This window comes from Aridibaculum aurantiacum (assembly GCF_017355875.1).
GTDB classification, from domain to species: domain Bacteria; phylum Bacteroidota; class Bacteroidia; order Chitinophagales; family Chitinophagaceae; genus Segetibacter; species Segetibacter aurantiacus.
Genome location: NZ_JAFEWC010000002.1, coordinates 510,678 through 536,803 on the forward strand (window position 1 = coordinate 510,678; position 26,126 = coordinate 536,803).

The 26,126-nt window shown below is 42.8% G+C and carries 17 protein-coding genes; 5 read left to right on the forward strand and 12 right to left on the reverse strand.

Going from position 1 to position 26,126, the window contains the following annotated elements:
• Window positions 1-39 precede the first annotated feature (39 nt).
• A complete protein-coding gene (locus J4N22_RS13570; RefSeq protein WP_207495427.1) occupies window positions 40-2,442 on the reverse strand; it encodes an MG2 domain-containing protein in 2,403 nt (800 codons plus the stop codon).
• Window positions 2,443-2,607: 165 nt separating this feature from the next.
• On the reverse strand, window positions 2,608-3,243 hold the full coding sequence (locus J4N22_RS13575) for an MBL fold metallo-hydrolase (RefSeq protein WP_207495429.1): 636 nt from the start codon (window positions 3,241-3,243) through the stop codon (window positions 2,608-2,610).
• Window positions 3,244-3,310: 67 nt separating this feature from the next.
• Between J4N22_RS13575 and J4N22_RS13580 the strand changes: the two genes are divergently transcribed.
• On the forward strand, window positions 3,311-6,706 hold the full coding sequence (locus J4N22_RS13580; RefSeq protein ID WP_242692217.1) for a hypothetical protein: 3,396 nt from the start codon (window positions 3,311-3,313) through the stop codon (window positions 6,704-6,706).
• A gap of 247 nt (window positions 6,707-6,953) precedes the next feature.
• Here J4N22_RS13580 and J4N22_RS13585 read toward each other — a convergent pair whose 3' ends face one another.
• The 7 genes from J4N22_RS13585 to J4N22_RS13615 all read right to left on the reverse strand — a co-directional run bounded on the left by J4N22_RS13585 (window position 6,954) and on the right by J4N22_RS13615 (window position 15,148).
• Complete coding sequence (locus tag J4N22_RS13585) at window positions 6,954-8,021, reverse strand: NAD(P)/FAD-dependent oxidoreductase (protein ID WP_207495431.1); 1,068 nt, start codon at window positions 8,019-8,021, stop codon at window positions 6,954-6,956.
• Window positions 8,022-8,325: 304 nt separating this feature from the next.
• Window positions 8,326-9,198, reverse strand: a complete 873-nt coding sequence (gene sucD / locus J4N22_RS13590) for a succinate--CoA ligase subunit alpha (protein ID WP_207495433.1) — start codon at window positions 9,196-9,198, stop codon at window positions 8,326-8,328.
• Window positions 9,199-9,417: 219 nt separating this feature from the next.
• Window positions 9,418-10,200: an ABC transporter ATP-binding protein gene (locus J4N22_RS13595; RefSeq protein WP_207495436.1), complete on the reverse strand. Its 783-nt coding sequence runs from the start codon at window positions 10,198-10,200 to the stop codon at window positions 9,418-9,420.
• A 124-nt stretch (window positions 10,201-10,324) separates the two neighbouring features.
• On the reverse strand, window positions 10,325-11,062 hold the full coding sequence (locus J4N22_RS13600) for an MlaE family ABC transporter permease (protein ID WP_207495438.1): 738 nt from the start codon (window positions 11,060-11,062) through the stop codon (window positions 10,325-10,327).
• Between the two features lie 17 nt (window positions 11,063-11,079).
• Complete coding sequence (locus J4N22_RS13605; protein WP_207495440.1) at window positions 11,080-13,413, reverse strand: NADP-dependent malic enzyme; 2,334 nt, start codon at window positions 13,411-13,413, stop codon at window positions 11,080-11,082.
• Window positions 13,414-13,650: 237 nt separating this feature from the next.
• Window positions 13,651-14,544 carry an SDR family oxidoreductase gene (locus tag J4N22_RS13610; protein ID WP_207495441.1) on the reverse strand — a complete coding sequence of 298 codons (894 nt, stop codon included), beginning with the start codon at window positions 14,542-14,544 and terminating at the stop codon, window positions 13,651-13,653.
• A gap of 85 nt (window positions 14,545-14,629) precedes the next feature.
• The gene (locus J4N22_RS13615; RefSeq protein WP_207495443.1) at window positions 14,630-15,148 is read right to left on the reverse strand and encodes a hypothetical protein; all 519 of its coding nucleotides are present in this window, start codon (window positions 15,146-15,148) and stop codon (window positions 14,630-14,632) included.
• Window positions 15,149-15,398: 250 nt separating this feature from the next.
• Between J4N22_RS13615 and aspS the strand changes: the two genes are divergently transcribed.
• On the forward strand, window positions 15,399-17,234 hold the full coding sequence (aspS, locus tag J4N22_RS13620) for an aspartate--tRNA ligase (protein ID WP_207495445.1): 1,836 nt from the start codon (window positions 15,399-15,401) through the stop codon (window positions 17,232-17,234).
• 261 nt (window positions 17,235-17,495) lie between these two features.
• The gene (locus J4N22_RS13625) at window positions 17,496-20,909 is read left to right on the forward strand and encodes a T9SS type A sorting domain-containing protein (protein WP_207495447.1); all 3,414 of its coding nucleotides are present in this window, start codon (window positions 17,496-17,498) and stop codon (window positions 20,907-20,909) included.
• 229 nt (window positions 20,910-21,138) lie between these two features.
• Here J4N22_RS13625 and J4N22_RS13630 read toward each other — a convergent pair whose 3' ends face one another.
• The gene (locus tag J4N22_RS13630) at window positions 21,139-21,564 is read right to left on the reverse strand and encodes a DUF4293 domain-containing protein (RefSeq protein ID WP_207495449.1); all 426 of its coding nucleotides are present in this window, start codon (window positions 21,562-21,564) and stop codon (window positions 21,139-21,141) included.
• Between the two features lie 75 nt (window positions 21,565-21,639).
• Window positions 21,640-22,920, reverse strand: a complete 1,281-nt coding sequence (gene glyA, locus J4N22_RS13635; protein ID WP_242692218.1) for a serine hydroxymethyltransferase — start codon at window positions 22,918-22,920, stop codon at window positions 21,640-21,642.
• Window positions 22,921-23,239: 319 nt separating this feature from the next.
• Here glyA and J4N22_RS13640 point away from each other — a divergent pair, with 319 nt between their 5' ends.
• Together J4N22_RS13640 and J4N22_RS13645 are read left to right on the forward strand one after the other, a co-directional pair.
• Window positions 23,240-24,232, forward strand: coding sequence for a sugar phosphate nucleotidyltransferase (locus J4N22_RS13640; RefSeq protein WP_207495450.1), 993 nt, complete (start codon window positions 23,240-23,242; stop codon window positions 24,230-24,232).
• A gap of 98 nt (window positions 24,233-24,330) precedes the next feature.
• Window positions 24,331-24,720, forward strand: a complete 390-nt coding sequence (locus tag J4N22_RS13645; RefSeq protein ID WP_207495451.1) for a carboxypeptidase-like regulatory domain-containing protein — start codon at window positions 24,331-24,333, stop codon at window positions 24,718-24,720.
• Window positions 24,721-24,797: 77 nt separating this feature from the next.
• Here the strand turns inward: J4N22_RS13645 and J4N22_RS13650 are convergent, their stop codons facing one another.
• The gene (locus J4N22_RS13650) at window positions 24,798-26,114 is read right to left on the reverse strand and encodes an ABC transporter permease (protein WP_207495452.1); all 1,317 of its coding nucleotides are present in this window, start codon (window positions 26,112-26,114) and stop codon (window positions 24,798-24,800) included.
• Window positions 26,115-26,126: the final 12 nt, after the last annotated feature.

Here is a 26,126-nt window from a genome sequence, read left to right on the forward strand (position 1 = left end):
TATTTGGTGCAGGCAAACATACCAAACATACACCAACAACTATTGTTGTACGATCTTCTCTACGCGGGTCATTTTACCCACTTCATTTACGCCTTCCAGTACTATTCTGAATGAAGTAGAAATGTCGTTGTTGAAAAACTCTACCCTCACGGTATTGTTGCTGCCATCAGTAAAGATGTACGGATGCCAGTATAGCGTAGTGCGGTAATCTGCTACTACATCCTTTTCAGAATTACGCTTGCTATAATCGGGTGAGTAGAATTCTTTTAATTCAGAATAGCCCGCAACTTTTGCTCTTGAAAGACCTGCGCCAAGTTCCATAGGTCGGTCGTTTCCGCGTTTTGTATAAACGGCTATTGCACCACCCGAGCCGCCGCCGAATGCACCAAAGAACGGAGGACGGAAGGTCTTGATATAGGCTACATCATTAACATTGATGGTGGCAAGCGTTTGCGCATCCACGGGCATCTGGTCAAGAAAGAGAGCAACCGGCTCTCGCCTCCATGTAACCGAAGGATTGTTGAATGGATCTTGTATCTGTATACCGGCAACTCGACCCTGTAGGAAAGCGAAGATGTTGAAAGCAGAAGCATTCATCGGGTCAGTCATGTCGAAAGCCTGGCCATCTGCTCCTTTAAACATGCCGAATGTATATCGCTCATCCATTTGCTCGATACGAGTCTTAGTTCGTGTGGTTACAATAACTGGTGCAAGTATGTTTCCTTTTACGTTAAAGTCGGTGCCATGCCTTAGCAACTGTGTAGCCAGTTGACGTGTACGATTGGTAACCTCAAGTGGGGGCACTATGTAGGGAAGACTTGCAGTATTGGCTTTAAAAGGTCTCCTCAAAAAGTTGTTTTCTACAAGTATGCTGGCCGTTTTTTCAAGCTTCCTGTTTTGCTGAAACTGGTAAAACACTTTTACCGTATCGAAAAAGACCAGCGGCATGGAAAATTGGTTGGTTGAAGTTTTTGGTAGCATGAGCACCTGCGTAGAAGAGTCTTTACCTACAACAATGGCTACTAATTGCTCCGTATCAGGAATGCGGGTATCATTTCCCAAACCAAAAACTTTAGCCTGAAGGGTAAGCGCAGTGTCCGGCTGGTACTTCAGCTTGGGCGTTTTGTTTTTAACCAGGTCATCCCATTTGTACCTTCTCCATCCATGCGTAAGCATTACCAGGTCCAGGTGTTGTTTTACAGTGTCTGAATTAGTGGAAAAATAATAACCGGGTTCATGTATATATCCTTTCACATCGCCAGTTAATAATAACCGCGATACTATGTTGTCTTCATGTGGAGTATTGCCAATAGCTGCATCGGTAATGGCAATAGACATATTGGTGAGCAACGTATCTGGTACTTCTATTTCTACTACGTTCTTTGCTCTTTTAGCTGTGTTAAGTGTTGGTGTAGATACAGTCGCATCAAACAAGTGATGATTGTTGTTCACCAGTACTATTCTTTCAGCAATTGGCTGCCAGTTAGCAGAAAAAAGTGTTAGTTGTAAAACGCCCGATGGTAACTTACCAATTGGTATGGCTCCGCTGGTTGTAAAACCGGATTCAAGATTTATACGTGACTTATAAATAGGAGACTGTGCCAGTTGTGCGATTACATGCAATGTCTTAAGATCATCATTCACATTATCTGACCGGGTGATCTTAAACACCAGCCTGTCTTTGATCAATTCAGTGGTCATCACTATACCTTCCGAAAGAGCTTTGGGCAGTACAGCTTGCTGTTGATTATCCCTATGATCGGTCCAGCTTACAGTATAAGTTTCGTTTGCTGCTGGTGTAAAAGTGAACTTACCCATACCATGATGCTCCGATCGGAAGCTGACAACTGTATTCCCTTTGCTGTCCCTGATCGTTCCGCTGGCAGCTACAGGCAAGCCTTTGCTATTGTTTGCTTTGAAAGCTACAACTGATGAAACACCTTCCACCAGGTTTCCACCCTCAGGGAAAAAATGAATAGAAGTACGGGCTGTATCGGCAGTAGTGGTGCGTGGTGCTACACCTGTTTGGCTCAGGATTGTTAAATGTTTTTTGTACAGGAAAGCTGTATCGAAATTCAGCATCCAGCTGGTATAAGCACGGATAGTAGCAACGCTTGCCGGTGCATTTTCAGGAATATCAAAAGAGCCCGCTGCAGTAGCATCTACAATGGGATAAACTTTACGCTCTTTTACATTGCCATCGGCATCTATCCATTCTGCATAAAAATTATGACCAATAATTGCACGGCTATATCCTTCGAACAGGTAGGCTTTAAACCAAACGGTTTCGCCTGCCCGGTAAACAGATTTATCAAACTGAACATGCACTTTTTGATACGGGTACTGGTCGGCATATACCTGCATCATAGAGTCTACTGACTGTGCACGTAAAAAAGTTGAAATAAAAAAGAGGAATATAAAAGTGGTGACTGATCTTTTCATAATGATGCTTTAAGATAGCAAACACAGCATTATAGACTGCATACGCCGCACTCAAATATCTTTGACTTTTTCCAGTATTGGTATTACTAGAGATGTAAAAACAAGATGGTCGGTGAAATCACTTTTTATTAGGACATGTCTTATAGTTGAAAAGGATGGGCTAGCCTACAAAAAAGGGTTGTGCTGTTTTTCGTAACCAATAGTTGTGGATGGTCCATGACCAGGGTACACAACCACATCATCGGGTAAAACAAATAGCTTTTCGCGGATGCTTTGTAGCAATGTCTGGTGATCACCACCGGGTAAATCTGTTCGCCCTATGCTATCGCGGAACAGTACATCGCCTCCAATTAAAAACTTTTGCTTTTCATTATAAAAGCAGAGGCTGCCAGGCGAATGACCAGGCGCCAGGATGATGCGTAACTCATCTTCACCAAGTGTTACTGTTTGTCCTTCATGTAAAAAATGAAGCTGTCCTTCATAATTATCGAAAGGCAAACCCCACATCTGTCCATACTGCGGCCCATGTTGCATTACAACTTCTTCGTCGGGGTGAATGAACAGTTCCAGGCCATAATTTTCAGCCACCCACTTGTTTCCGAAAATATGATCGAGGTGACAATGGGTATTAATAAGTTGAACAATACGTAAATCGTGTTGTTCTATGTAAGTAGCAAGCTGTTTTCTCTCCTCAGGAAAATAACATCCCGGATCGAATATGATCGCTTCTTTATTATCATTGAAAACCACGTAAGTGTTTTCCTGGACTGGACTAAAAGTGAAAAAATGTACGGTCAGCATTAGCGTATCTTTAACGGCTCTATTACAAATGTTTTATGCTAATTTTAAAACCTCTTAAAGAAAGGATATGCAATTTAATAGTATCAGCAACAGGTTGTTGATTTTTCTCCTTTTATCTATTACTAGTACTACAATCTTAGCCCAGGTAAATGCAGTAGAGTATGGAAAAAATAGGGTTCAACATAAAAAATTCAATTGGAAATTTTACCAGTCTCCCAACTTCAATTCTTACTTCAATCAAGGCGGGCTTGAGCTTGGAAAATTTGTAGCACAAGTAGCCGAAGAAGAGTTAACCAACATCGAAAACAGCATCGAGTACGGCCTGCAACGTAGGGTAAACATCGTTGTCTACAACAATTACAACGACTATAAAAGCAGCAATATTGGTCTGAATACCGAGATCATGAACCCAGGCGGACTTACCAAATTGGTGAATAATAAGATGGTTGTTTATTTTGATGGTAACCATGCTAATCTTCGCCGGCAGATTCGCCAGGGCATAGCACGCGTACTGCTCGATAACCAACTTTTTGGTGATGATATTGGTGAATTTGCCAGCAACCAGGCCTTGCTCGATCTTCCGGTTTGGCTCACTGATGGTTATGTAAGTTATATAGCAGAGCCATGGAACACAGAAAAAGATGATGACCTAAAGAGTGCCATATTGAGTGGTAACTATCGCAACTTTTACCAGTTTGCTTTTGAGCAGCCAATGCTGGCTGGACATGCTTTTTGGTATTACATAGCTGAAGTATACAAAAAGGAAAACGTTCCTTATTTCCTTTACCTGGCGCGTATCTACAAAAACCTGAATGGTGCTTCGCAGCGTATCACGAAAAAGAAGTTCAAAGAAGTTTTATCAGACTTTATGAGTTTCCAGGAGGACAAATATTACAAGGATATCCGCCAGCGCCGCAACGTTCCAAAAGGTACAGTATCAGTAACGGAAGAAATCACTCCACGCAAAGACTTCTTTCGTTTCCAGGCTAACCCTAACCCGCGTAACGTTTCTTACGTAGTGGGTCAGTTTAAAAAGGGAATTTATTCTGTTGGCTACTACGAAAACTTTGAGCTTTCCAAGACGCTTTTGAAATACGGCGTTCGTTCTTTTAGAAATGAGATAAACCCTAACTATCCGCTGATGGCCTGGGATGGTAAAGGCACTCGTGTAGCCGTTATCTATTGGGAAGATGGTAAGATCAAAATGTTTGTGTATGATGTTGTAGCTCGTTATAAGAGAGACAAACAGGAGATAGAAGGACTGGACCAGGTGCTGGATGTACAGTTCATGCTTGACCAGAACACGCTTTTGCTAAGTGCCGTGAAGAATGGACATACTGATATCTATGTTTATAAGATAGAGCAGAACAAACTGGAGCAACTTACCAATGATGTTTGGGACGATCTGAATCCTTCTTTTGTGTCATTTCCTAACAAGACAGGTATAGTATTCTCCAGCAACCGTCCTTCACCTGAAGCTCCAACTGCTGATACTGCTTTGCCAAGTAAGAATAAGTTCAACATTTTCATGCTTGATTATTTTACCAAAAAGCAGGTAACACAGCTTACTGATATGAAGTTTGGCAATGCAAGTTCGCCAATGCAGTACAATGTGAACCACTTCACCTTTGTAACGGATGAGAATGGTATCGCTAATCGTTGGGCAGGTTTCTTCACTACCCAGCGCGAAGGTTTGGATACGCTGTTTTACATAGGTGATGAAATACTAAGAAATCCTTCTGATAAAGAACTTGATTCTACACTGGTAGCATGGCAAAAGCAAGAGCCTGATAGCATCAGTATGTTCCAGATAACAAAAGACTCTACTTATACATTCCCAATCACCAATTACCAAAGCAGCCTGCTTGAAACACGTATTGCCGGCGACCGCGGACAGGTGAGCGAGGTGACAAGACAGGGTGATTATAAGTTTTTGTATAAACTAAGGGTTGACTCATTAGCCCTTCGAAACAGGAATATCAATGCACGACCAACCGAATTCAGGCGGAAGGAGATGGCAGAGCGAAGGGCGCAGGAAGGTATGACCACCATCGCTCCGCGTCAGGACACTATTCGTAGGCGCAACGAAGGTTTTGCTACCGAATTCGATGATGATAATCCAAGAACAACTAACCCAACCGCACCGCAGGGTGGTGTAGGGTCTGCTTTACCTTCTGAAAATGTACTTCAGCGTTCAAGGCTGTACAATTACAAATTGAAGTTTAACACGGAGCATGTGGTTAGCGGTGTTTCAAACAACGTTCTCATCAACCGCTACCAGCCGTATGCCGGTGGTTCTGGTCCCATACAGTTAGGAAATGGATCCAACATCAATTTTACATTCCGTGCACAGGTAGCAGATGTAATGGAAGACATTAAGTTCTATGGTGGCTTCAGGCTGGGAACGAACCTGAGAGATAATGATTACCTGATCGGTTTCCAGAATTTCCGCAGGCGCTTCGATTGGGGCTTGCTTTACTACAAGACCAGCAACCGTAATTTTTATGCGCAGATAGCCGGTGGTGGTTTCAATGGTATTTACAATACCCAACTCAACACCAGTCTTTACCAGTTCCAGGGAAGCTATCCTTTCAACGAGGTGAAAAGCCTGAGAGCTAATATAGGTTACCGCCGCGATAGAACGATCATCAAATCGTTCAATAACCTGGCAGGTTTTCCTGACCCGGTTGGTTTGTATTACCCGGACCAGCTTACGCAATATGCTATTGGCCGACTTGAATATGTGCATGATAACACCATTAACCCAACGCAAAACATCTGGAATGGCTTGCGCTACAAGGTGTTCATGGATGTGAATATGCCGGTAAGAGATACGGTGTTCAAAGGAAAGTATACTTACAACTTTGGCTTTGATGCAAGACATTACTATCCTATCTATCGCAACTTTATATGGGCTGTAAGGGCCGCAGCAGACTTTAGCTGGGGTAACCAGAAAATGATCTACTTCCTGGGTGGTGCAGATGGTTGGATCAGTCCTAAGTTCAACGATGCAAACAGGCCGGCGCAGGATCAGCGTTATGCTTTCCAAACGTTGGCAGTTAATATGCGCGGGTATAACCAGAATGTTGCAAATGGTAACAACGCCTTTGTAATTAACAGTGAATTGAGGTTGCCGGTTTTCTCAACCTTCTTCAACAGGCCGGTTAACAATGCCTTCCTTCGCAACTTCCAGTTGGTGCAGTTCGTAGACTTTGGAACCGCATGGAATGGCAAGTACAACAGCATTCAACGCCCTGGCGTTACTTATACCACCAACGATCCTAATAATCCTGTTTCTTTACGTGTAAGAGCGGGTGGAGTAGGACCATTTGCAGGTGGGTATGGTTTTGGGGCACGTAGCACTTTATTGGGCTATTTCTTAAAAGTAGATGCAGGATGGCCAATGAATACCTTCTTTGGCACAAAGCCTATTTTATATCTTGCTCTTGGATTTGATTTCTAAAAAAGAGATTACTGGATAATAAAAGAACCCGGCCACAAGCCGGGTTCTTTTTTGCCGAATTAATTAGAAGTACCGCTGATCATCATTCCTGGCGTACTCTAAGGATTGTAACCCCCCAATCCATGTAAATTCAAGTTCCAGGAACTCCGAGTGGTACTTCTACCCAATTATCTGAAAAAATTTTGCCATCTATTATTTGCCCAATATTTTCTTGTTCCCGAATTCATAAATGGGAGGAAAAGCCGAATTATTTATCCAATTTCTTTTGTAAAACCTTTTCAAATCTTTTCACATCTGCATCAGGATAAATGGGAGTACCAGAAATAACATGATCCGCTAATTGTTTGGCAAAAAATGGAGCTAGTGAACATCCTTTTGTACCCATTCCATTAAGAATTCCAATACAATTATTGGCAGGATGAAGCCCAACAAATGGCCGTCTTTCCATATTAGCAGGCCTGTCTGCAGCAATGTGATCTACTATGGAAAAAGGTATTTTTAAAAAACGCTGTAAAAACGACTGACACCGTTCTTTAAATTCTTTTGTAGGTAAGAGATCTTCAAATTTCCACTCATAACTTGAACCTACCCAAAACAATTCTTTTTCCCAGGGCACAATGGAAAATCCATTTTTATAAATAGAATTTGTTGGTAAACCGGGAGTGGAAACAATAAGCGCCTCACCCTTCATATGTGAGTATGGAAGCTGGTAGAAAAATGGATTATTAAATCCTGCTGCACCCTCACAAAAGAAGATCTTTTTGGCTTTTATATTATCATAAGAAACAAAGCCTTCATGTGTGGTTAATTTTTTAAAAGAGAAATTATCTGCCAGTAGTTGATTTTTCTCAACCAACTTTTTACGCCATTCACGTAGCATGGTATTCAGGTCTACCAGCAGGCAGGGGCTGATTTCACCAATGGTATAAGGATAATGAAATATATTTTTCCAGTGATCGGTTTCTGTATTTATATGCAAGTAACCAGGTTCCTCCGTAGATCTTTTTTCAAAAGCTTCCTGCATTTGCAGCGTTGGATGAAAATCTAATACGCGGGTAGTTGAAATAATATCATGTTCTATGAAATCACCTAGTTCCTTATAAGCACTTTCTGCAAAAGGTAACAATTCTTCAATTCGCCATGTTCGTACTATTCTTCTTCCGGTAACAGGATTGATAACGCCGCTTGCTACCTTGCTAGCTGTTGATGGTTTATCCTCATCAATTACTAGTATTTTCTTTTCGGCTTTTTGCAGATAATAACTAAGCCATGTGCCACAGAGTCCCTGGCCAACAATTATGTAATCAACATCCATATTGTAAAGAAAAGGAAATAAAAAAAGCTCACAGCCATTGTTAGGCTATGAGCTAGAACCCCCATGCATCAAAGCATTAAATATGTTGGTACAATGTCGTTAGAAGCGGCAATCTCCAATTATTTCCTGCATCTGCAAATACCTATTAAGGAGTATTTTTTAATCTAATTTTTATCTGAAGAAAAGATACAGGGATCGTTTGTGGAAACACCATAGGAAGGAGTGGAACAGGTCTAGCTAAAGCAGAATTTGTTGCTGATTACCTGTAAATAAAAACCCGGCGTTTTAGCCGGGTTTTTATTGATTATTTGTTTAGCGCCTGTGCCATTGTTTTACCAATGTCAGCCGGGCTATCTACTACATGAATTCCGCATTCGCGCATGATCTTCATTTTAGCAGCTGCTGTATCGTCAGCGCCACCTATTATAGCACCTGCGTGTCCCATTCTGCGTCCTGGAGGCGCAGTTTGGCCAGCAATAAAGCCAACTACAGGTTTGGTTCCATTTTCTTTTATCCAATTGGCAGCTTCTGCTTCCATACCACCACCTATCTCACCAATCATGATGATACCATCAGTTTCAGGATCATTCATCAATAGTTCAACTGCTTCTTTGGTAGTAGTACCAATGATAGGATCACCACCAATACCAATTGCAGTGCTTATACCCAATCCTGCTTTTACAGTTTGGTCAGCAGCTTCGTAGGTAAGTGTACCCGATTTTGAAACAATACCAATTCTTCCTGGTTTGAAGATAAAGCCAGGCATGATACCAACTTTTGCTTCGTCGGCAGTGATAACACCAGGACAGTTTGGCCCGATCAGGCGGGTTTGCCTGCCTTTCAGGTAGTTCTTTACTTTCACCATATCCTGCACAGGTATTCCTTCTGTTATACATACCACAAGGGCTATACCTGCATCAGATGATTCCATAATAGCATCAGCAGCAAACGCCGGTGGAACAAAGATGATACTTACATCGGCGCCAGTTTGCTTTACAGCTTCAGCCACAGTATTGAAGATAGGACGGTCTAAATGTGTATTGCCACCTTTGCCTGGAGTAACGCCACCTACTACATTGGTGCCGTATTCTATCATTTGTGTTGCATGGAAAGTACCCTCCGTTCCGGTAAAACCCTGTACAATTATTTTAGAGTTTTTGTTTACTAATACACTCATAGTATATATTGATATGGTTTAATCCCGATATGTATCGGGACCGCAAAAATAAGGGAATGGAAGAAGTTTGTGTAGGTTAGGTAAACCTTTTACGATAAAACCCTTATAGAAGAGAAAAAATTACAACTCATAGAAGGAAATAAGGCTATTACTCGCTTGGTAGCTCTAATCAATAATGAAGGAAACTTTTACAAAAAGGAAGAGTTCAGCAAGGAAGAACTATCGGCTGTTACCGTCTTTGTCATCAATCATTCGCATCTGCTTGGCATCCTGCAAAAAGTCAGATGCAAAAATGAAATCGTTCAGCTTTTCATCTTTACTATAAATGATCTCCTGGTTTGAACCTTCCCATTGCTTGTGACCGTAATACATGTAAATGATCTTGTCGCCTATCTCCATCACACTGTTCATGTCGTGCGTGTTGATAACGGTTGTGATATTGTATTCGCGGGTAAGGTCTTGAATGAGCTTATCAATTACCAAAGAAGTTTGAGGATCAAGTCCTGAATTTGGTTCGTCGCAAAACAGGTATTTAGGATTTAGTACAATAGAACGAGCAATACCCACTCTTTTCTTCATACCGCCACTTATTTCAGCAGGAAACTTTTTGTTAGCCCCTTCCATATTTACCCTTGCAAGTACTTCATTTACCTTTTTTATCTTTTCGCGGTGGCGCAGGTTGGTAAACATATCGAGCGGGAACCTGATATTTTGCTCCACGGTCATACTGTCAAACAAAGCAGATCCCTGGAACAGCATTCCAATTTTTTGACGCAGTTGCTTTCGTTCTTCAACGGAGATTTCGGTAAGGCTTTGCCCGTCGTATAGAATTTGGCCAAGGTCGGGAGCAAAAAGTCCTACCAGGCATTTCATCAAAACAGTTTTGCCACTTCCGCTTGCTCCAATGATCAGGTTGCATTTGCCTGTTTCAAATACCAGGTTTACATCGTGAAGAATAGTCTTTTCGGCAAAACTTTTCTTTAAATTCTTAGTTTCTATCATTGAAGCCTCTGCAGGAGTATTTGAGTTGTAAGTTATAAATTCTTATGCCAGTAACTTATATTTTGCCTAAGCATAATCACTTGTTTAAAACGGCTGGCGGCTGATGGTTTTCTATTTAAACAGGCTACAATAGTAAGGCAGCCAAAGCGTAATCGCAGATGAGAATGAGGATACAACTTACCACCACCGAGGTAGTACTTGATCTGCCTATTTCCAAAGCACCACCACTTACATTGTATCCATAGTATGCCGAAACACTGCTGATCAAAAAAGCAAAAGTGTAAGCTTTCATTAAAGCCACAAATACATTGTAAGGTTCAAAGTTTTGTCTTAAGCCAATATCGAAGATTTCGGAAGAAAGAATGCCTGTAAGTGAAGCTGCCATCCGTCCACCCCAAATACCCAGGAAAGCAGAAAGTACAATCAGGCACGGGATCATTACCAAAGCAGCAATGATCTTAGGCATTACCAGGTAAGCCTTTGTATTGATACCCATGATCTCCAAAGCATCTATCTGTTCGCTGATGCGCATATTGCCCAGTTCACTGGCTACTTTACTTCCTATTACACCGGCAAGTACTATACTTACCACCGTTGGCGAAAGTTCCAGTATCATACTGTCTCTTACAATTTGTGCAATGGTGCTGGCTGGTACCAGTGGACTTACCAGCTGGTAAGCTGTTTGAACTGTAGTAACACCACCAAGGAAAACTGAAATGATAATAACAATGGGAAGAGAGCCTATGCCTATTTCCACGCATTGGTGCATAAACTCTTTCCAATATTCTTTGGTGTTCTCAGGGCGTGTAAACATGCCTTTCAGCATAAGCAGGTATTCACCAAACTTTGTAAAAAACTTCATTTAAAGTATGTATGCTTTTATGTTTTGTTTCTCTTTCTTTTCCACCACCTGGTTTTTTCTACTTCCTGGTGCGTGTTGGTGGGTGTTTTCATCTGGGCATCTAAAACGGCAATAAGCGCCATATTAATAATGCTGCGGACACTGCTGCCTAGTTGTAAAACATGTACCGGCTTTTTGAGGCCCAATAAAATCGGGCCAATGGCATCGGCACCTCCTACTTCTTTCAGCAGGTTGTACGCTATATTACCTGCCGCAAGATTAGGAAAGATAAGTGTATTAACATCTTTGTCAACCAGTTCGCTAAATGGGTAATTATCTTTTAATATCTCTTTATTGAAAGCCAGGCTTGCCTGCATCTCTCCATCTACTACCAATGTGGGTTCTAATTGTTTTACAATCTTAGTGGCCTTGGCTACCAAAGCAGCTTCAGGCGATGAGCTGCTTCCGAAATTGCTATAGCTAAGCATGGCAATACGTGGCGTAATGTTGAAGGTGCGAACCTCTTTTGCTACCAGCAGGGTTATCTCAGCCAGTTCTTCGGCAGTAGGATTGAAATTAACAGTTGTATCGGCAAGAAACAGCGGACCTTTTTTAGTAATGATAATGTACATGCCGGCTATCTTCCTTACGCTATCTTCTTTACCAATTACCTGCAAGGCAGGGCGAATAGTGTCAGGATAATTTTTAGAAAGACCAGATATCATGGCATCCGCTTCACCGGTCTCTACCATCATTGCTCCAAAGTAGTTGCGGTCGCGCATGATCTTCTTACTCTCGTAAAAATTCAGGCCTTTTCGCTGGCGCTTCGCAAAAAAGAGGTTGCCGAACTGGTTGCGCATTTCTTCCGTCTCATCACCTGTAGGGTCAATGATTGGCAGGTCAGAAAGATCAATCTGGTTGGCGCCGGCTATCTCGTGTATCTTTTTACTGTTACCTAAAAGTATTGGGTAGGCTATGCCTTCATCATATACGATCTGCGCAGCTTTTAGGATCTTAAGGTTATCAGCATCAGCAAATACCAGGCGTTTCGGATTGCTCCTTGCTTTGATACCTATTACGCGCAGCAACTGGTTATCCAGTCCAAGGCGCTTGTTCAGTTCTACTGTATAAGCTTCCCAATTCTTTATAGGCTGCAAGGCAACGCCGCTATCGATAGCAGCACGCGCCACAGCTGGTGCTACAGTGCTCAGCAGTCGTGGATCAAGCGGTTTGGGAATGATGTATTCAGGGCCGAAGCTTATGTTCTTTTGGTTGTATGCAAGATTGACAATATCGGGAACGGGTGATTTCGTCAATTCAGCAAGCGCCCGAACGGCAGCCAGTTTCATAGCTTCATTAATTTGCGTAGCGCGTACATCAAGTGCTCCACGGAAAATGTAAGGGAAGCCCAATACATTATTCACCTGGTTAGGACAATCGCTTCGCCCGGTAGCCATGATGACATCCTTACGAGATGCTTTTGCTACATCATATGGTATCTCCGGGTCGGGATTGGCCATTGCAAAAACAATTGGATTGCGAGCCATGCTACGCACCATGTCAGCTGTTACCACGTTGCCTACACTTAATCCCAGGAAAACATCCGCATCTTTTATTGCCTTATCTAGTGTGATGTCGCTTTTGTTGATGGCGAACTTCTTCTTCTCTTCATCAAGATCGGTACGTCCATGATGCAGCACGCCATCTTTATCGAACATGATGAAGTTCTCATGCCTTGCCCCCAGCGAAACATACAGCCGTACACAAGCCATTGCGGCAGCACCCGCACCATTCACTACAAAACTTACTTTCTCAATCTTCTTGCGCTGTAACTCCAATGCATTTATTAGTGCTGCAGCACTAATGATAGCAGTACCGTGCTGATCATCGTGCATAACTGGTATATGCAGTCTTTCACGGAGCTTTTGTTCAATGATGAAACATTCCGGCGCCTTGATATCTTCCAGGTTGATGCCACCAAAAGTCGGCTCAAGCGCGGCTACTATGTCAACAAATTTTTCCGGGTCCTTCTCGTTGATCTCAATATCAAATACATCAATATCAGCGAAGATTTTAAATAGTACACCCTTTCCTTCCATCACCGGTTTGCTGGCTTCAGGGCCAATATCGCCCAGGCCAAGTACAGCCGTACCATTTGTTATTACACCCACCAGGTTGCCCTTGGCGGTATACCTATATGCATCTTCTTTATTAGCGGCAATTTCTTTGCAGGGCTCAGCTACACCCGGGCTATATGCCAGCGATAGGTCCCGCTGGGTCTTTGCTTCCTTAGTGGGTACCACTTCTATCTTTCCCGGTCTTCCTTTCTCGTGATACTCAAGCGCCTGCTGTCTTCTTAAATCTTTTTTCATACCTACGTTAAGGGGTGCAATTTACAACAAAGGTGGCAGCCGGGGGTAAGAAGGAAAAATTGAACGCTGCCTGCTGTTCTGAAGGTGATCAAAAAGCTTCTGATTCTGTATGATGTACATCCAAAAATTTGAGAGGAAGCTTCAAGTAAGAAGGTGATATAGGTTGTAGCAGTCTCTCGTGTTTCTACAACCTATATCACCTTCAAAATTTCAAATATCAAACAATGGTGTTCCTGCTTATATGGTAGGCGTACCACCCGTTACCTGCACTGTAGAAGATGTCATAAAACTTGAGTCCTGCGATGCCAATAGAACATACACCGCCGACAGTTCAACAGGCTGGCCAGCGCGTTTCAATGGCACGCTTTGCCCGAATTCTTTCACTTTCTCTTCAGGCATGGTACTCGGAATAAGTGGTGTCCAGATAGGTCCGGGAGCAACACAGTTTACACGTATACCTTTCTCTGCCCATAACTGGCCAAGGCTGGCTGTAAAGTTTTGAATAGCACCTTTGGTGGCTGCATATGCCAGCAAAATCGGAGATGGCTTATAAGCATTCACCGATGATGTATTGATGACGGTGCTACCAGGCTTCAAATGCGGCTCCGCTGCCTGGCACAGGTAAAACATAGCATAGATGTTTGTGCGGAAGGTACGGTCCAATTCCTCTGCAGTTAGTTCCTGCAGGGAGTCGTGGCTCATCTGGTAAGCTGCATTATTCACTAGTATATCCAGCCCGCCAAGCTCCTGCACCGCAGTATTGATTATGCTTTTGCAGTGTTCCTCGCTGCTTATATCGCCCGGAACAAGAACAGCTTTACGACCTGCTTCCTCTACATATTTAGCTGTTTCCTTTGCATCTTCATGCTCATTCAGATACGATATCAGTACATCTGCACCTTCGCGTGCAAAGGCAATGGCCACAGCACGTCCTATTCCTGAATCACCTCCTGTAATGACAGCTTTTCTGCCTGTTAACTTACCCGAACCTTTGTACGATGTTTCGCCATGGTCGGCTTTTGGTGTCAGGTCTGCTTCAGTACCGGGTACAGGCACCTTCTCCTGATTTTCATACGGTGGCTGTTCAAACTGATCAACCGGGTTCTGCATGTTATCACTTGTTGCACTCATAGTATTATGTTTTTGCTATATAGATAAGGAGGCCATTCATATAGCATGCCAACGCAGTGCGGCATCAGAGTGACAAGATCCTTTTTTACCAGCCGCTTCTTGAGGTAAGACTTACACGCTGACCATTCTGTTGTAGATATTTTACGAACGTAAAAAAGTTGTTAGCATGATCAATATTAGCAAGCGAGAAAAGGGCAGTAATGGTTTGTTTATTGTGAACAAAGCTGATGCTGTTGTTCATGCCATATTCTATTCTTCCCGAGTGTTCGGTATAATAGCCGGAAACGGATTGGCTATAGAAAGAATGGTAATAGAAGCTGAGCTGTGAAACGGAAGCGAGTGGATAAGAAGCCTCGCCGAGCCGAATTGTTACATTGTCAATGAAAAGAATGGCTTTATCTACTTCAAATAATCCTTTTCCTTTTCCCGCTATGGTTCCAATCATAAACATGGAGATGCCCAATAGCGAGCTGCCAATGGCAATGTCTTCTGTAGATGGGATAACCCAAACAAAGATGGAAAGCATCAGTAGAATTATACCTATCAAGGAAACATTGAGCGCAGGGGAAGAATTCTGCTTAATCAGGTATGCCTGGAACTGCATGATAAGCGGGTTGAGTGGTTGCGGATGGAAGATAAGAAAGATGCTTGAGCCAAATGAAGTCACTTACGTCATACTGGTATACCTCAGCCTCTTCTCCACTTACCTGAGCCTGGAGTGAATAAAACTTCCTTTATTTCTGCAACAAACGAGGGTGGACCAAAGACATTCTTCATTGCTATATTTGCCGCTCTTAAAAGTGAGCTGAGTGTTCTCAACCTTCGCCACCACCACAAACTCGAAATAACTAATCATGTATAGATCTCATACCTGCGGACAACTAAGACTTGCAGATACAGGAACATCCGTAACCCTTGCAGGTTGGGTGCAAACGGTAAGAAAATTCGGAAGCATCACTTTCGTAGACCTGCGCGACAGGTACGGCATTACCCAGTTACTATTCAACGAAAGCCTGAACGCCCGACTGGATGAGCAGCCGCTGGGCCGGGAGTTTGTACTGCAGGCAAAGGGTGTTGTAAATGAAAGAAGCAACAAGAACCTGAACATTCCCACAGGTGAAGTAGAGATACTGGTGGATGATTTTACCGTTTTGAATAAAAGTGCAGTACCACCTTTTACCATACAAGACGATACGGATGGTGGTGATGACCTGCGCATGAAATATCGTTTTCTTGACCTGCGCCGCAATGCTGTAAAAAGAAATCTTGAACTTCGATATGCAGTTAACCGTGCAGCGCGTAACTACCTGCACGAGCAAGGTTTCATGGATATAGAAACCCCATTTCTAATTAAATCTACACCAGAAGGTGCACGTGATTTCGTGGTTCCATCGCGTATGAACCCGGGCCAGTTCTATGCGCTTCCTCAAAGCCCGCAAACCTTCAAGCAATTGCTGATGGTGAGTGGATATGACAGGTACTACCAGGTGGTAAAATGTTTTAGAGACGAGGATCTGCGTGCAGACCGCCAGCCGGAGTTTACCCAGATAGATTGTGAAATGGCCTTTGTTGAACAAGAGGACATCCTCAACATGTTCGAGGGACTGGTGAAGAATATTTTTAAAGAAGTAACAGGCATTGATTATATTGACGCAGTAGAGCGAATGACCTGGGAAGATGCAATGTGGAACTATGGCAATGACAAACCAGACATTCGCTTCGATATGAAAGTGACGAACCTGAAAGTGCCGTCAACTGTATTCATGGCCAAACAGGAAGAAGTGAAGCAATCACCAGTGGCCGGTGAAACAGGTTTCAAAGTGTTTGATGAAGCAGAAACACTGGTAGCCATCAATGTTCCAAATGCTGCAGACTACAGCCGCAAGCAAACCGATGAACTGATAGAATGGGTAAAGCGTCCACAGGTAGGAATGGGTGGATTGGCCTTTATAAAAGTGAATGCAGATGGAACGGTAAAAAGTTCATTCGACAAATTCTTCAATGAAGAGCAACTGAAAAGCTTGGCAGCGTATTGCAATGCTCAGCCGGGTGACCTCGTGCTGATATTGGCAGGAAGGGAGGAGAGAACACGTAAAGCCATTAGCGACCTGCGTATGTACATGGGTGAGCGACTGGGGCTTCGCAAAAAAGAAGAATACAAGTTGCTGTGGGTGCTCGACTTCCCGCTGTTTGAATATGATGAAGAAGGTAATCGTTGGGTAGCGCGTCACCATCCGTTTACTTCACCAAAGCCAAACCAGATAGAGACGATGATCAAAAACAATCCTGTTATTGAAAATGCTGCAGATTACCTCAATCACCCGTATGCGAACATCAAGGCCAATGCTTATGATATGGTGCTGAATGGAAACGAGATCGGCGGTGGATCCATCAGGATATACCAGCGTGAACTACAAGAAAAGATGTTTGCAGCGCTGGGTATGGATGAACATGAGCAGCAACATAAGTTTGGTTTTTTGCTGGGTGCATTTGAATATGGTGCACCGCCGCATGGTGGTATAGCCTTTGGTTTCGACAGGCTCTGTGCCATCTTAGGCGGAAGCGAGAGCATTCGTGACTTCATTGCATTTCCAAAGAACAACAGCGGCCGCGATGTGATGCTGGATGCGCCAAGTGCAATCGATGATAAGCAGTTTGATGAACTGCAGATTAAGCTGGATCTGAAGTAAGAAGAATAAAATTTTTTGTAGCTGCCCTTGCACACCTGCAGGGGCAGTTTTATTTTTAGCAGGCAAGTCGAAGCGAGATTATAATAATTTAATCCAGGCTACAAACTGTGGCAGCACATTCTCCTTAGATTTGTCGCCTACTCCAATACCTGCTGATTCACCCTGAACCTGTACTTCAGTGATTTCCCATCACTGGATGTGCCAGTCATTTTTGTTTGGTATTACTTAAAACAGCGGTCAATTAACCACAACTATTGTATTATGATGAGAATCTTTACGCACGTATCGCTTAGGGCGATCCTTTTGTTCTTTGTATTGATGACGGCATTGAATGGGTGGGGGCAGGGTAATGAAGATTTTACTAATCTGCCTACAACAACCCCTGCTAGTTACCTAAGCCGAACCTGGACAGGTACAGACGGAGTTACTTGGACAGCAGAAGGTGCAAGAACAGATAGAACATTAAACGGTAAGGCAATCACTTTCGGTACTTCCGGAAGTCGATGGGTGACATCACCTGTTTATGCCGGCGGGATGGGCACTTTGAAGTTTAATTATGTGAGGGATTTCACTGGAACGGGAACTCGAACTATTCAAGTTTATGTAAATGGTACACAAGTGGGCACAGACATAACTGTAAGTCCAACAAGTGATGGAGTAATTCAATATTCTCAAGCTATCAATATTGGTGGTAATATTCAGTTAGAAATACGCAGTATAGGAGCAGCACAGGTAAAAATTGACGACATTAACTGGACGAGTTACTCAACGTCATCAGTTCCTACTAAACTCGCCATAACCTTAATTTCTCCTTCTTCACCCACAGCTAACGCTCCTTTTAACGTAACTGTACAGGCACAGGATAACACGAACACAGCAGCCAATGTTACCGCTGCCACTGATGTTACACTTTCAGTACAAACTGGTACAGGCACGTTAGGCGGAACTATAACAGGTACTATTCCTGCAGGTTCTAATGCAGTTACCATCAGTGGTGTTACTTATAGTGTTGCAGAGAGTGGTGTTGTGCTTACTGCTACCAGAACCTCAGGGGATAATCTAACTGCAGGTAACAGTGCTGCCTTTACAGTGGTTGCGCCACCAGTAGAAGGACTACAATTAACAGCAACTAATACAAGAGTAACTATAGATTTTGATAACACTGTGGCTAGTTCGAATAATGGCCAGTTTGCTGGTGCGAGAACCGCAGAGAATCCTGCAGCTGGCGAACTCAATTCAACTACATGGGCTATCAATAGTGGTGTGACAAGCGGTGCTGCTTCTTTTACCCCTGTAACAACTGGAGGTGGTTTGCAAGCAATTGGTACACATCCTTCTGGAGGTAATTTTTATGCATTCGAAACAGAACCTGGTAATGTTGCATTAGGCTTCCAGGCAACCGGTAGTTATTTTAACCCTGGTAGTGTCACATTAAAGATTCAAAACAATACAGGGTCAACAATCAACTCTTTATCTATTTTGTACAGATTGTTGTCGTATAACGATCAAGGTCGTGGTAGTTCTTTTGAGCTTTCTTTCTCTGTCGATAATTCATCTTATTCTCCTTTGCCGGCATTTGGTCTTGAAACACCTGCTGCACTGGATCAGGCACCGGTGTGGAAGAGTCATGTTCGTGCTGCAGAAATCAACGGAATAAGTGTTTCAGCAGACGGTTTCATCTTTATCAGGTGGACTTCAGCAGATGCATCTGGATCCGGAAGCCGTGATGAACTTGCAATAGATGATATAAATATTGTTGCCAACAGCACCAATACACACCAATTGTTTAGCGGTTCTATTCAAGATGCAATCATTGGTACAAATACATCGCTGCCAGCAACTACCAATATTACAGATAGCATCAAACTTTTGGCTGGTGCAACATTGCTCACTAATAACAACCTTACTCTTCGGTCTACCATGTTTGGGACTGCTCGTGTCGCTACTTCAGCAGGCACCATCTCCGGCAATGTAACTGTTGAACGCTTCATTCCAAACAAGCGTGCATGGCGCTTACTGGCGGCTCCTTTGGCAAACAATACAAATGCTCCTACCATCTTCACCAGCTGGCAGGAAGGTGGGAACCCTGGCAGCTTTGGAACCCATATCACTAAACCAGGAGCTACTGGTACTGATGGATATGATGTGTCGTCTATGGCTGCAGCATCATCTATCCGTTTCTTTGATGGAAGTGTGTTGCAGACGCCAGCTACCACCAATGCTACCAAGGTAACTGACAATGGTGGCGCTTATTTTCTCTTCGTTCGTGGTGATCGTACTATAGACCTTACAAACACTGCAGCCAGCAGCAGTACCATCTTGCGTATGACCGGCAACATCAACCAGGGTAATTTGTCTGTAGGTGTACAGGGTGCTAATTTCTCACTCATTCCTAATCCTTATCCTTCGCCTGTTGATTACGAAAAGATATTTAACGGTAACAGCCTGTCAGGAGTTTATTATGTATGGGATGCTACAATGGGAACAGGTGCTTACCGTACAGTAGACAGGCAAACTGCTAATACCTACCAGGTGACGCCATCCACCGGAAGTGCTGCCTCCGACAACCTGGTGCGTTTGATACGCAGCGGCCAGGCCATCTTTGTTCCTGGCACAAGTACTGTTTCATTTACTGAAGCAATGAAAACAGACAGTGTTGCTACTGCAAATGTTTTCCGAACAGGCAGTGGAACAGAAGAGTTGACGATTGACCTGAAGGTTGTGACTGGTACTGCAACAACTTTAGTAGATGGTGTGAGAGCCAAATTCAGCAATAGCTATAGCAATGCTGTCGATAACAATGACATTACCAAGATCAACAACTTTAGCGAGAACCTGGCTATTGTTCGTGAGAGCAAAAATCTATCTGTAGAAAAGCGTGACCTGGTTGAAAGTGCGGATACAGTTTTCATGAGACTATGGAATACAGGTATCAAGAACTACCAGTTCGAATTACAGGCATCAGATTTCAGCACCTCAGCTAATCTTGAAGCATACCTGTTGGACAAGTACCTGCAAACAAGCACACCGGTTAGTTTAACTGGTAACACCGCCTACGACTTTAGTATCACAAGCGATGCAGCAAGTGCAGCTCAGGATCGTTTTATGGTTGTATTTAAAACAGCTACCACGCTGCCTGTTGCTTATGCTTCTGTAAAAGCTTACCAAAAGAATAGTGGTGTACAGGTAGAATGGAATGTTGCTACCGAAGTTAATACCAATCAATACGAGGTTGAAAAATCTGTGAATGGTACAACTTTCTCTAAAGCTGGTAACGTAGTAGCTAACGGTACAGGTGCTTATAGCTGGTTTGATGCACAACCAAGTTCAGGAGCTAATTACTATAGGATTAAGGCCATAGATAATAATGGTGCAGGTAAACTGAGCCAGGTAGTGAGCGTGAAAATTGGTGGCACCAAGGCTGGCATCAGTATCTATCCTAACCCAGTAGAAGGAAACGTACTTAACCTGCAACTAAATAATCTTGCTGCTGGTGTATACGAACTAAGATTGTACAATAACCTCGGCCAGCAGGTAATGGTTAGAAACATCAAGCATGCCGGCGGATCTGCTACGCAGACTATCAACTTGACTGATGCTGTTGGTGCAGGCATTTACCAACTGCAGCTGGGTAATGTTGACCTGAAGATGAACCACCAGGTAATAGTGAAATAAGTAACAATAATTCAGAATAATCTAACAGCGGTTGCCATCGGTAGCCGCTGTTTTTATTATGTAAATGCATTAGCCATCTAACAGTGAAGTAATAGCCCTGAAGATGAGTGCATGCTTGAAAGTGGCTTCTATGTAACTGCAAAAAGAAAAAGGGGAAGCACCTGTTTTACCCGATATAAAAAACCGCCAGCTAGTGCCGGCGGTTTTTACATTTTACAATGACCATGGATTACCTAAGTCTATCCATGCTCTTAATAAGCTTTTGATCTTTTCTTACACCTCTCCATGCAAGTATGAAGAAGACGATAAGAAATATAGGAAGTAAACTACCCCAGGCATAGGTGCCAGTGGCAACCTGGTAATCTGTTTTGAAATTATCCAGCCTGAGTACCTCAAGTGCTATAAGCGCTATAGATCCTAGAAGTCCAAAAAAACAAAGGCGCATTTGCATGGGCCTGTTCTTGTATAAGAAGATTGCAGTGGCAGCTATTAATCCCACAGCTACTGCAAGGGCAAATAATAGCAGGTTTTCTGTGGCCAGGTAGTTCCTTTCAAGGCCATCGGGTAGTGTACCGGTAAATAGAGGAACTTGTGTATAAACAAAAGCAACAATGGCTGCCAGCAGTAGCCATATCGATTGAATTCTTTGTATCATTTTATCATTGTGTTTTACTGAAAACTTTTTAAAGAAGTTGCTTTATTGAAGCAACAAATGCAATACCACCTACTGCTATCCCAGCTCCGGGTAAAGTGGGAACTGCGACATGTACTCATTCACCTGCTTACGGATGTTGCTCAAAGAAGCTTCATCGTCAGGGTTCATCAGCACATTATCAATAGCATCTACCACAAATTGCATATGCTCTTCTTTCATTCCACGCGTAGTAATGGCTGGTACGCCAACACGAATGCCACTTGTTACAAAAGCACTTTTATCATCAAATGGAACCATGTTTTTATTGATGGTGATCTCAGCCTTGCCTAGTACAGCCTCAGCTTTTTTACCACTAATGTTTTTGTTGCGCAGGTCAATCAGCATCAGGTGGTTGTCTGTTCCATCGCTGATGATCTTGTAGTCTTTTGCAGTAAATGCTTTTGCCATTGCCTGTGCATTACTGATCACTTGTTGTGCGTACACAGTAAATTCATCAGTTAATATTTCACCGAAAGCAATTGCTTTTGCTGCTATCACATGTTCCAAAGGTCCGCCTTGCGTGCCAGGGAAAACAGCCATATCAAGCAGGTTGCTCATCATGCGGGTGTTACCTTTTACATCTTTCAATCCAAAAGGATTTTCAAAATCCTTCTTCATCAGGATAATACCACCACGTGGGCCGCGAAGCGTTTTGTGCGTAGTGCTGGTTACAAAGTGGCAATGCTCATATGGCGAGCTCAACAATCCTTTAGCTATAAGACCAGCGGGGTGAGCCATATCGCACATCAGGAACGCACCTACCTCATCTGCTACTTTTCGTATGCGTGCATAATCCCAATCGCGGCTATAGGCACTGGCGCCGCAGATGATCATTTTTGGCTTTATTTCCCTTGCCTGCTTTTCCAGCATATCGTAATCCACTAAACCTTCTTCGCGGGTAACGCCGTAAAAATGCGGCTTGTACAATTTTCCACTAAAGTTTACGGCACTGCCGTGGGTAAGGTGGCCGCCCATGCTAAGGTCGAGGCCAAGGATAGCATCGCCCGGCTGCAAAACTGCCAGCATCACTGCAGCGTTTGCTTGTGCTCCACTATGCGGTTGCACATTAGCATATTCACAATCGAAAATTTGTTTCAAACGATCAATTGCAAGTTGTTCTGTCTGGTCTACTATTTCGCAACCACCATAATATCTTCTGCCAGGATAACCTTCTGCATATTTGTTGGTCATTACATTTCCCATAGCCTGCATCACCTGTAGGCTGGTAAAGTTTTCCGAAGCTATAAGCTCTATTCCATGGCGCTGTCGGTCAAGTTCTTTTTGTATCAGGTCAAATACCAAAGTATCTCGTTGCATGTAAGTTGGTTTGCGGGCAAAAATAGTCTAATGCAACAAGATTGGTAATATAGGCTGGGTAATATGCTGCATCATTGCAGGTAAACAAATGTTTTGTACAACATCTTCATCAGGAGCAGCTGGTATAAGATTAGTTATAATATATACCGTCTTCCAGATGAAGTGAGATGTGAGTTTGTGAGTTCATTTTAAGGTTCTATGTTAAGCCGTTACTTTAAAAAATCACTACTTTGCACCCTTGATGAATGTTGAAAGTAGTGTGAATCAATGATCAACACTGGGATTGAGTAGGAAGGCTTCGTCAAAAAAAGGATTATCAATGAAAGCAATCATACCCGTGGCCGGTGCGGGAACTAAATTAAGGCCACACACATATACACAACCTAAGGCTCTTATTCCTATAGCAGGTAAAACCATCCTCAGTTTTATAGTAGATCAATTATACGATGCTGGAATAAAAGAGTTCATTTTCATAGTAGGATACTTAGGCGAAAAAATACAGGATTACGTACAATTTTCTCTTCCACATATCAAGAGCCACTTTGTTTACCAAAACGAACGGCAGGGAACGGGACATGCTATAGAGCTTACAAAAAGTATTGTTGGAAATGACGAAGTTTTTGTAACACTGGGTGATACCATTTGTGAATATGATATAAAAGAAGTGGTAAACAGCCCGTACAGCATGCTGGGTGTGAAAAAAGTAGATGACCCACGCAAGTTTGGTGTAGCCGAAATAAATGAAGATGGTTTTATTGACCACGTAGTAGAGAAGCCTGCTATCCCAAAAAGTAATATGGCTTTGGTTGGTCTGTATAAAATAAAGGAAACTGAATTTTTATATGGCTGCTTGCACCATATTTTCCAGGAGAATATAAAAAGCTATGGCGAGTACAACCTGACCGATGCGCTGGATTGTATGATACAGCGTGGTGCACGTTTCAAAGCTTTTAAAGTAAAAAACTGGTTCGATTGCGGGAAGAAGGAAACTATCCTGGAGAGTAATGCTACACTACTTAAAAAGTCTGGTGGCAATGTGCAAGATGCGCATGGATTCGAAGATACGATCATCATTCCTCCTGTGAGTATTGCACCAAATTGTTCCATTCGAAATTCTATTATTGGTCCGCATGTGGCTATTGGAGCCAATACCAATATCCAACATTCTATACTTCGCGATAGTATCATTGGTTCTTATACCAACCTTTTTGAAGTAGTATTGGACAATTCGCTGATTGGAAGCGATGCCTCGGTAAGAGGTCTTAGCCGCAGCCTGAACATTGGTGACAATACAGAAATTGATTTTGGTTAAAATGGCTGGCTGAAAGCGCGTATCACATCATTTTCACATTTCAGAACAATACTTACAAGTTGATTTTGCTGTAGATTAGTGTTCCTTAATAAGAGCACATGAAGTCTAAACAGCTGTTGCCTATGCTGGCAATCATGATACTTGTATTTTCCGCAGGAATAGCACAGGCGCCTAAAGCTGGTGCAATAGGTGGATATGTAAAAGATGCGCGAAATAAAGCTCCACTCATAGAAGCAGTTATCACCATCACTTCTGATGTATTTGAAGGATCAAAACTTGCCCTGACAGACTCAACTGGTTTGTATAGTGTAAAGAATTTGCCTGCAGGAACATATAGCGTAACATTCGAAATGGAAGGCTACCGGAAGTATAAGCAGGAGAACATTGTTCTGAAGGAAGGAAACTCACTGGGAGTGAGCCTGCAAATGGCAAGAGAGCAAAAGCAGAAGGTGCGGAAAGTGGATGAGAGGATTGTTATAGAAAATTAATTCGTAAGACCCTATCAATACAAAACAGGTGGAACATGAGTTCCACCTGTTTCATTTTTAGCTACTAGAAACTGCCATTAATATTTTCTAACTGCCCATTTCAAAAGCTCTTTCCACGATGCTTTTTTACCATACATCAAAATGCCTGTACGGTAGATTTTTCCGGCCAACCATGTGGTTGCTACAAACCCACCAATTAGTAAGGCGAAGCTTGTAATTAGTTGCCATGCCGGCACGCCATAAGGCAGCCTTCCCATCATAACAATAGGAGAAGTGAGTGGGAACAAACTTCCAAAAAGTGCCAACCCGCTATTAGGGTCATTTACCGCTTTTACCATTATCACTATACCAAATATGATTGGGAAGGTGATTGGCAGCATAAGGCTTTGTGCATCTTGCGGATCTTCGTTTACAGCACTACCAACAGCTGCAAACAATGAAGAATAAAGGAAGTAGCCACCCAGGAAATAAAACAGGAAGCAGAAGAAGATAAACAGGATATTGATCTGTTTCAACCCTGCCATCAGGCCAGCTATCATTTCATTTTTAGCATTGCCTGCTTCCATTCCTGCTGCCGGAATTGCACCATCACTTGCTATCTGGTCCAGTGCTCCCGGGAAGAGTAATGGCAATAACATTTGTAATCCTAATACCAACACTCCCCAAATGATAAACTGCACCAGGCCAACAGCGCCTATACCAATGATCTTTCCCATCATCAGTTGGAATGGTTTAATACTGCTGATAATAACTTCAGCTATACGATTTGTTTTTTCTTCCATAACTCCGCGCATCACCATAGTGCCATAAATGAAAAGCACAAAGTAAATGAGGAAGCCAGAGATCATGCCTACTCCATAAGCAATGCCTGCTACATTTGATTTTTCTTCTTCACCGTCAATAGAAGCAAAGTTGAAATCGGCCCTGTTTTGAATGCTGTCCATGGTGGCTTTGTTGATGCCAATCGCCATCATTCTTTTTTCTTCCAAAGAATTATTTAGCCTGCGTTCAATCTTTTCCTGTGTTACCATGCTCACTGTTTTTGCTGTAAGAATTTTTACAGCATCAGTGTTCATAACAGTGGCATCAGCAGGTATTACGACAATGGCGTCATATTCTTTTGTTTGCAGTTTTTTCTTCAGCGACTCATCTGTTTCTGCAGGAATGAACTTGAATTCTATTTCTGTCTCCTTATCGTCGATAGCGCCATTGAAAAGATTAGCCCTGTCAGCAACAGCTACAGTAAGCGCAGTATCTGTTTTTACAGAAAAATAAATGATCATAGCATAGAAGCCGAATATGATAAGCGGCAACAGTATGGTACTTAGCAGGAATGTTTTCTTTTGCACCCGCGATAAAAACTCGCGGCGTGCTACTACTGATATTTTAGACATTAGTTTTTGTTT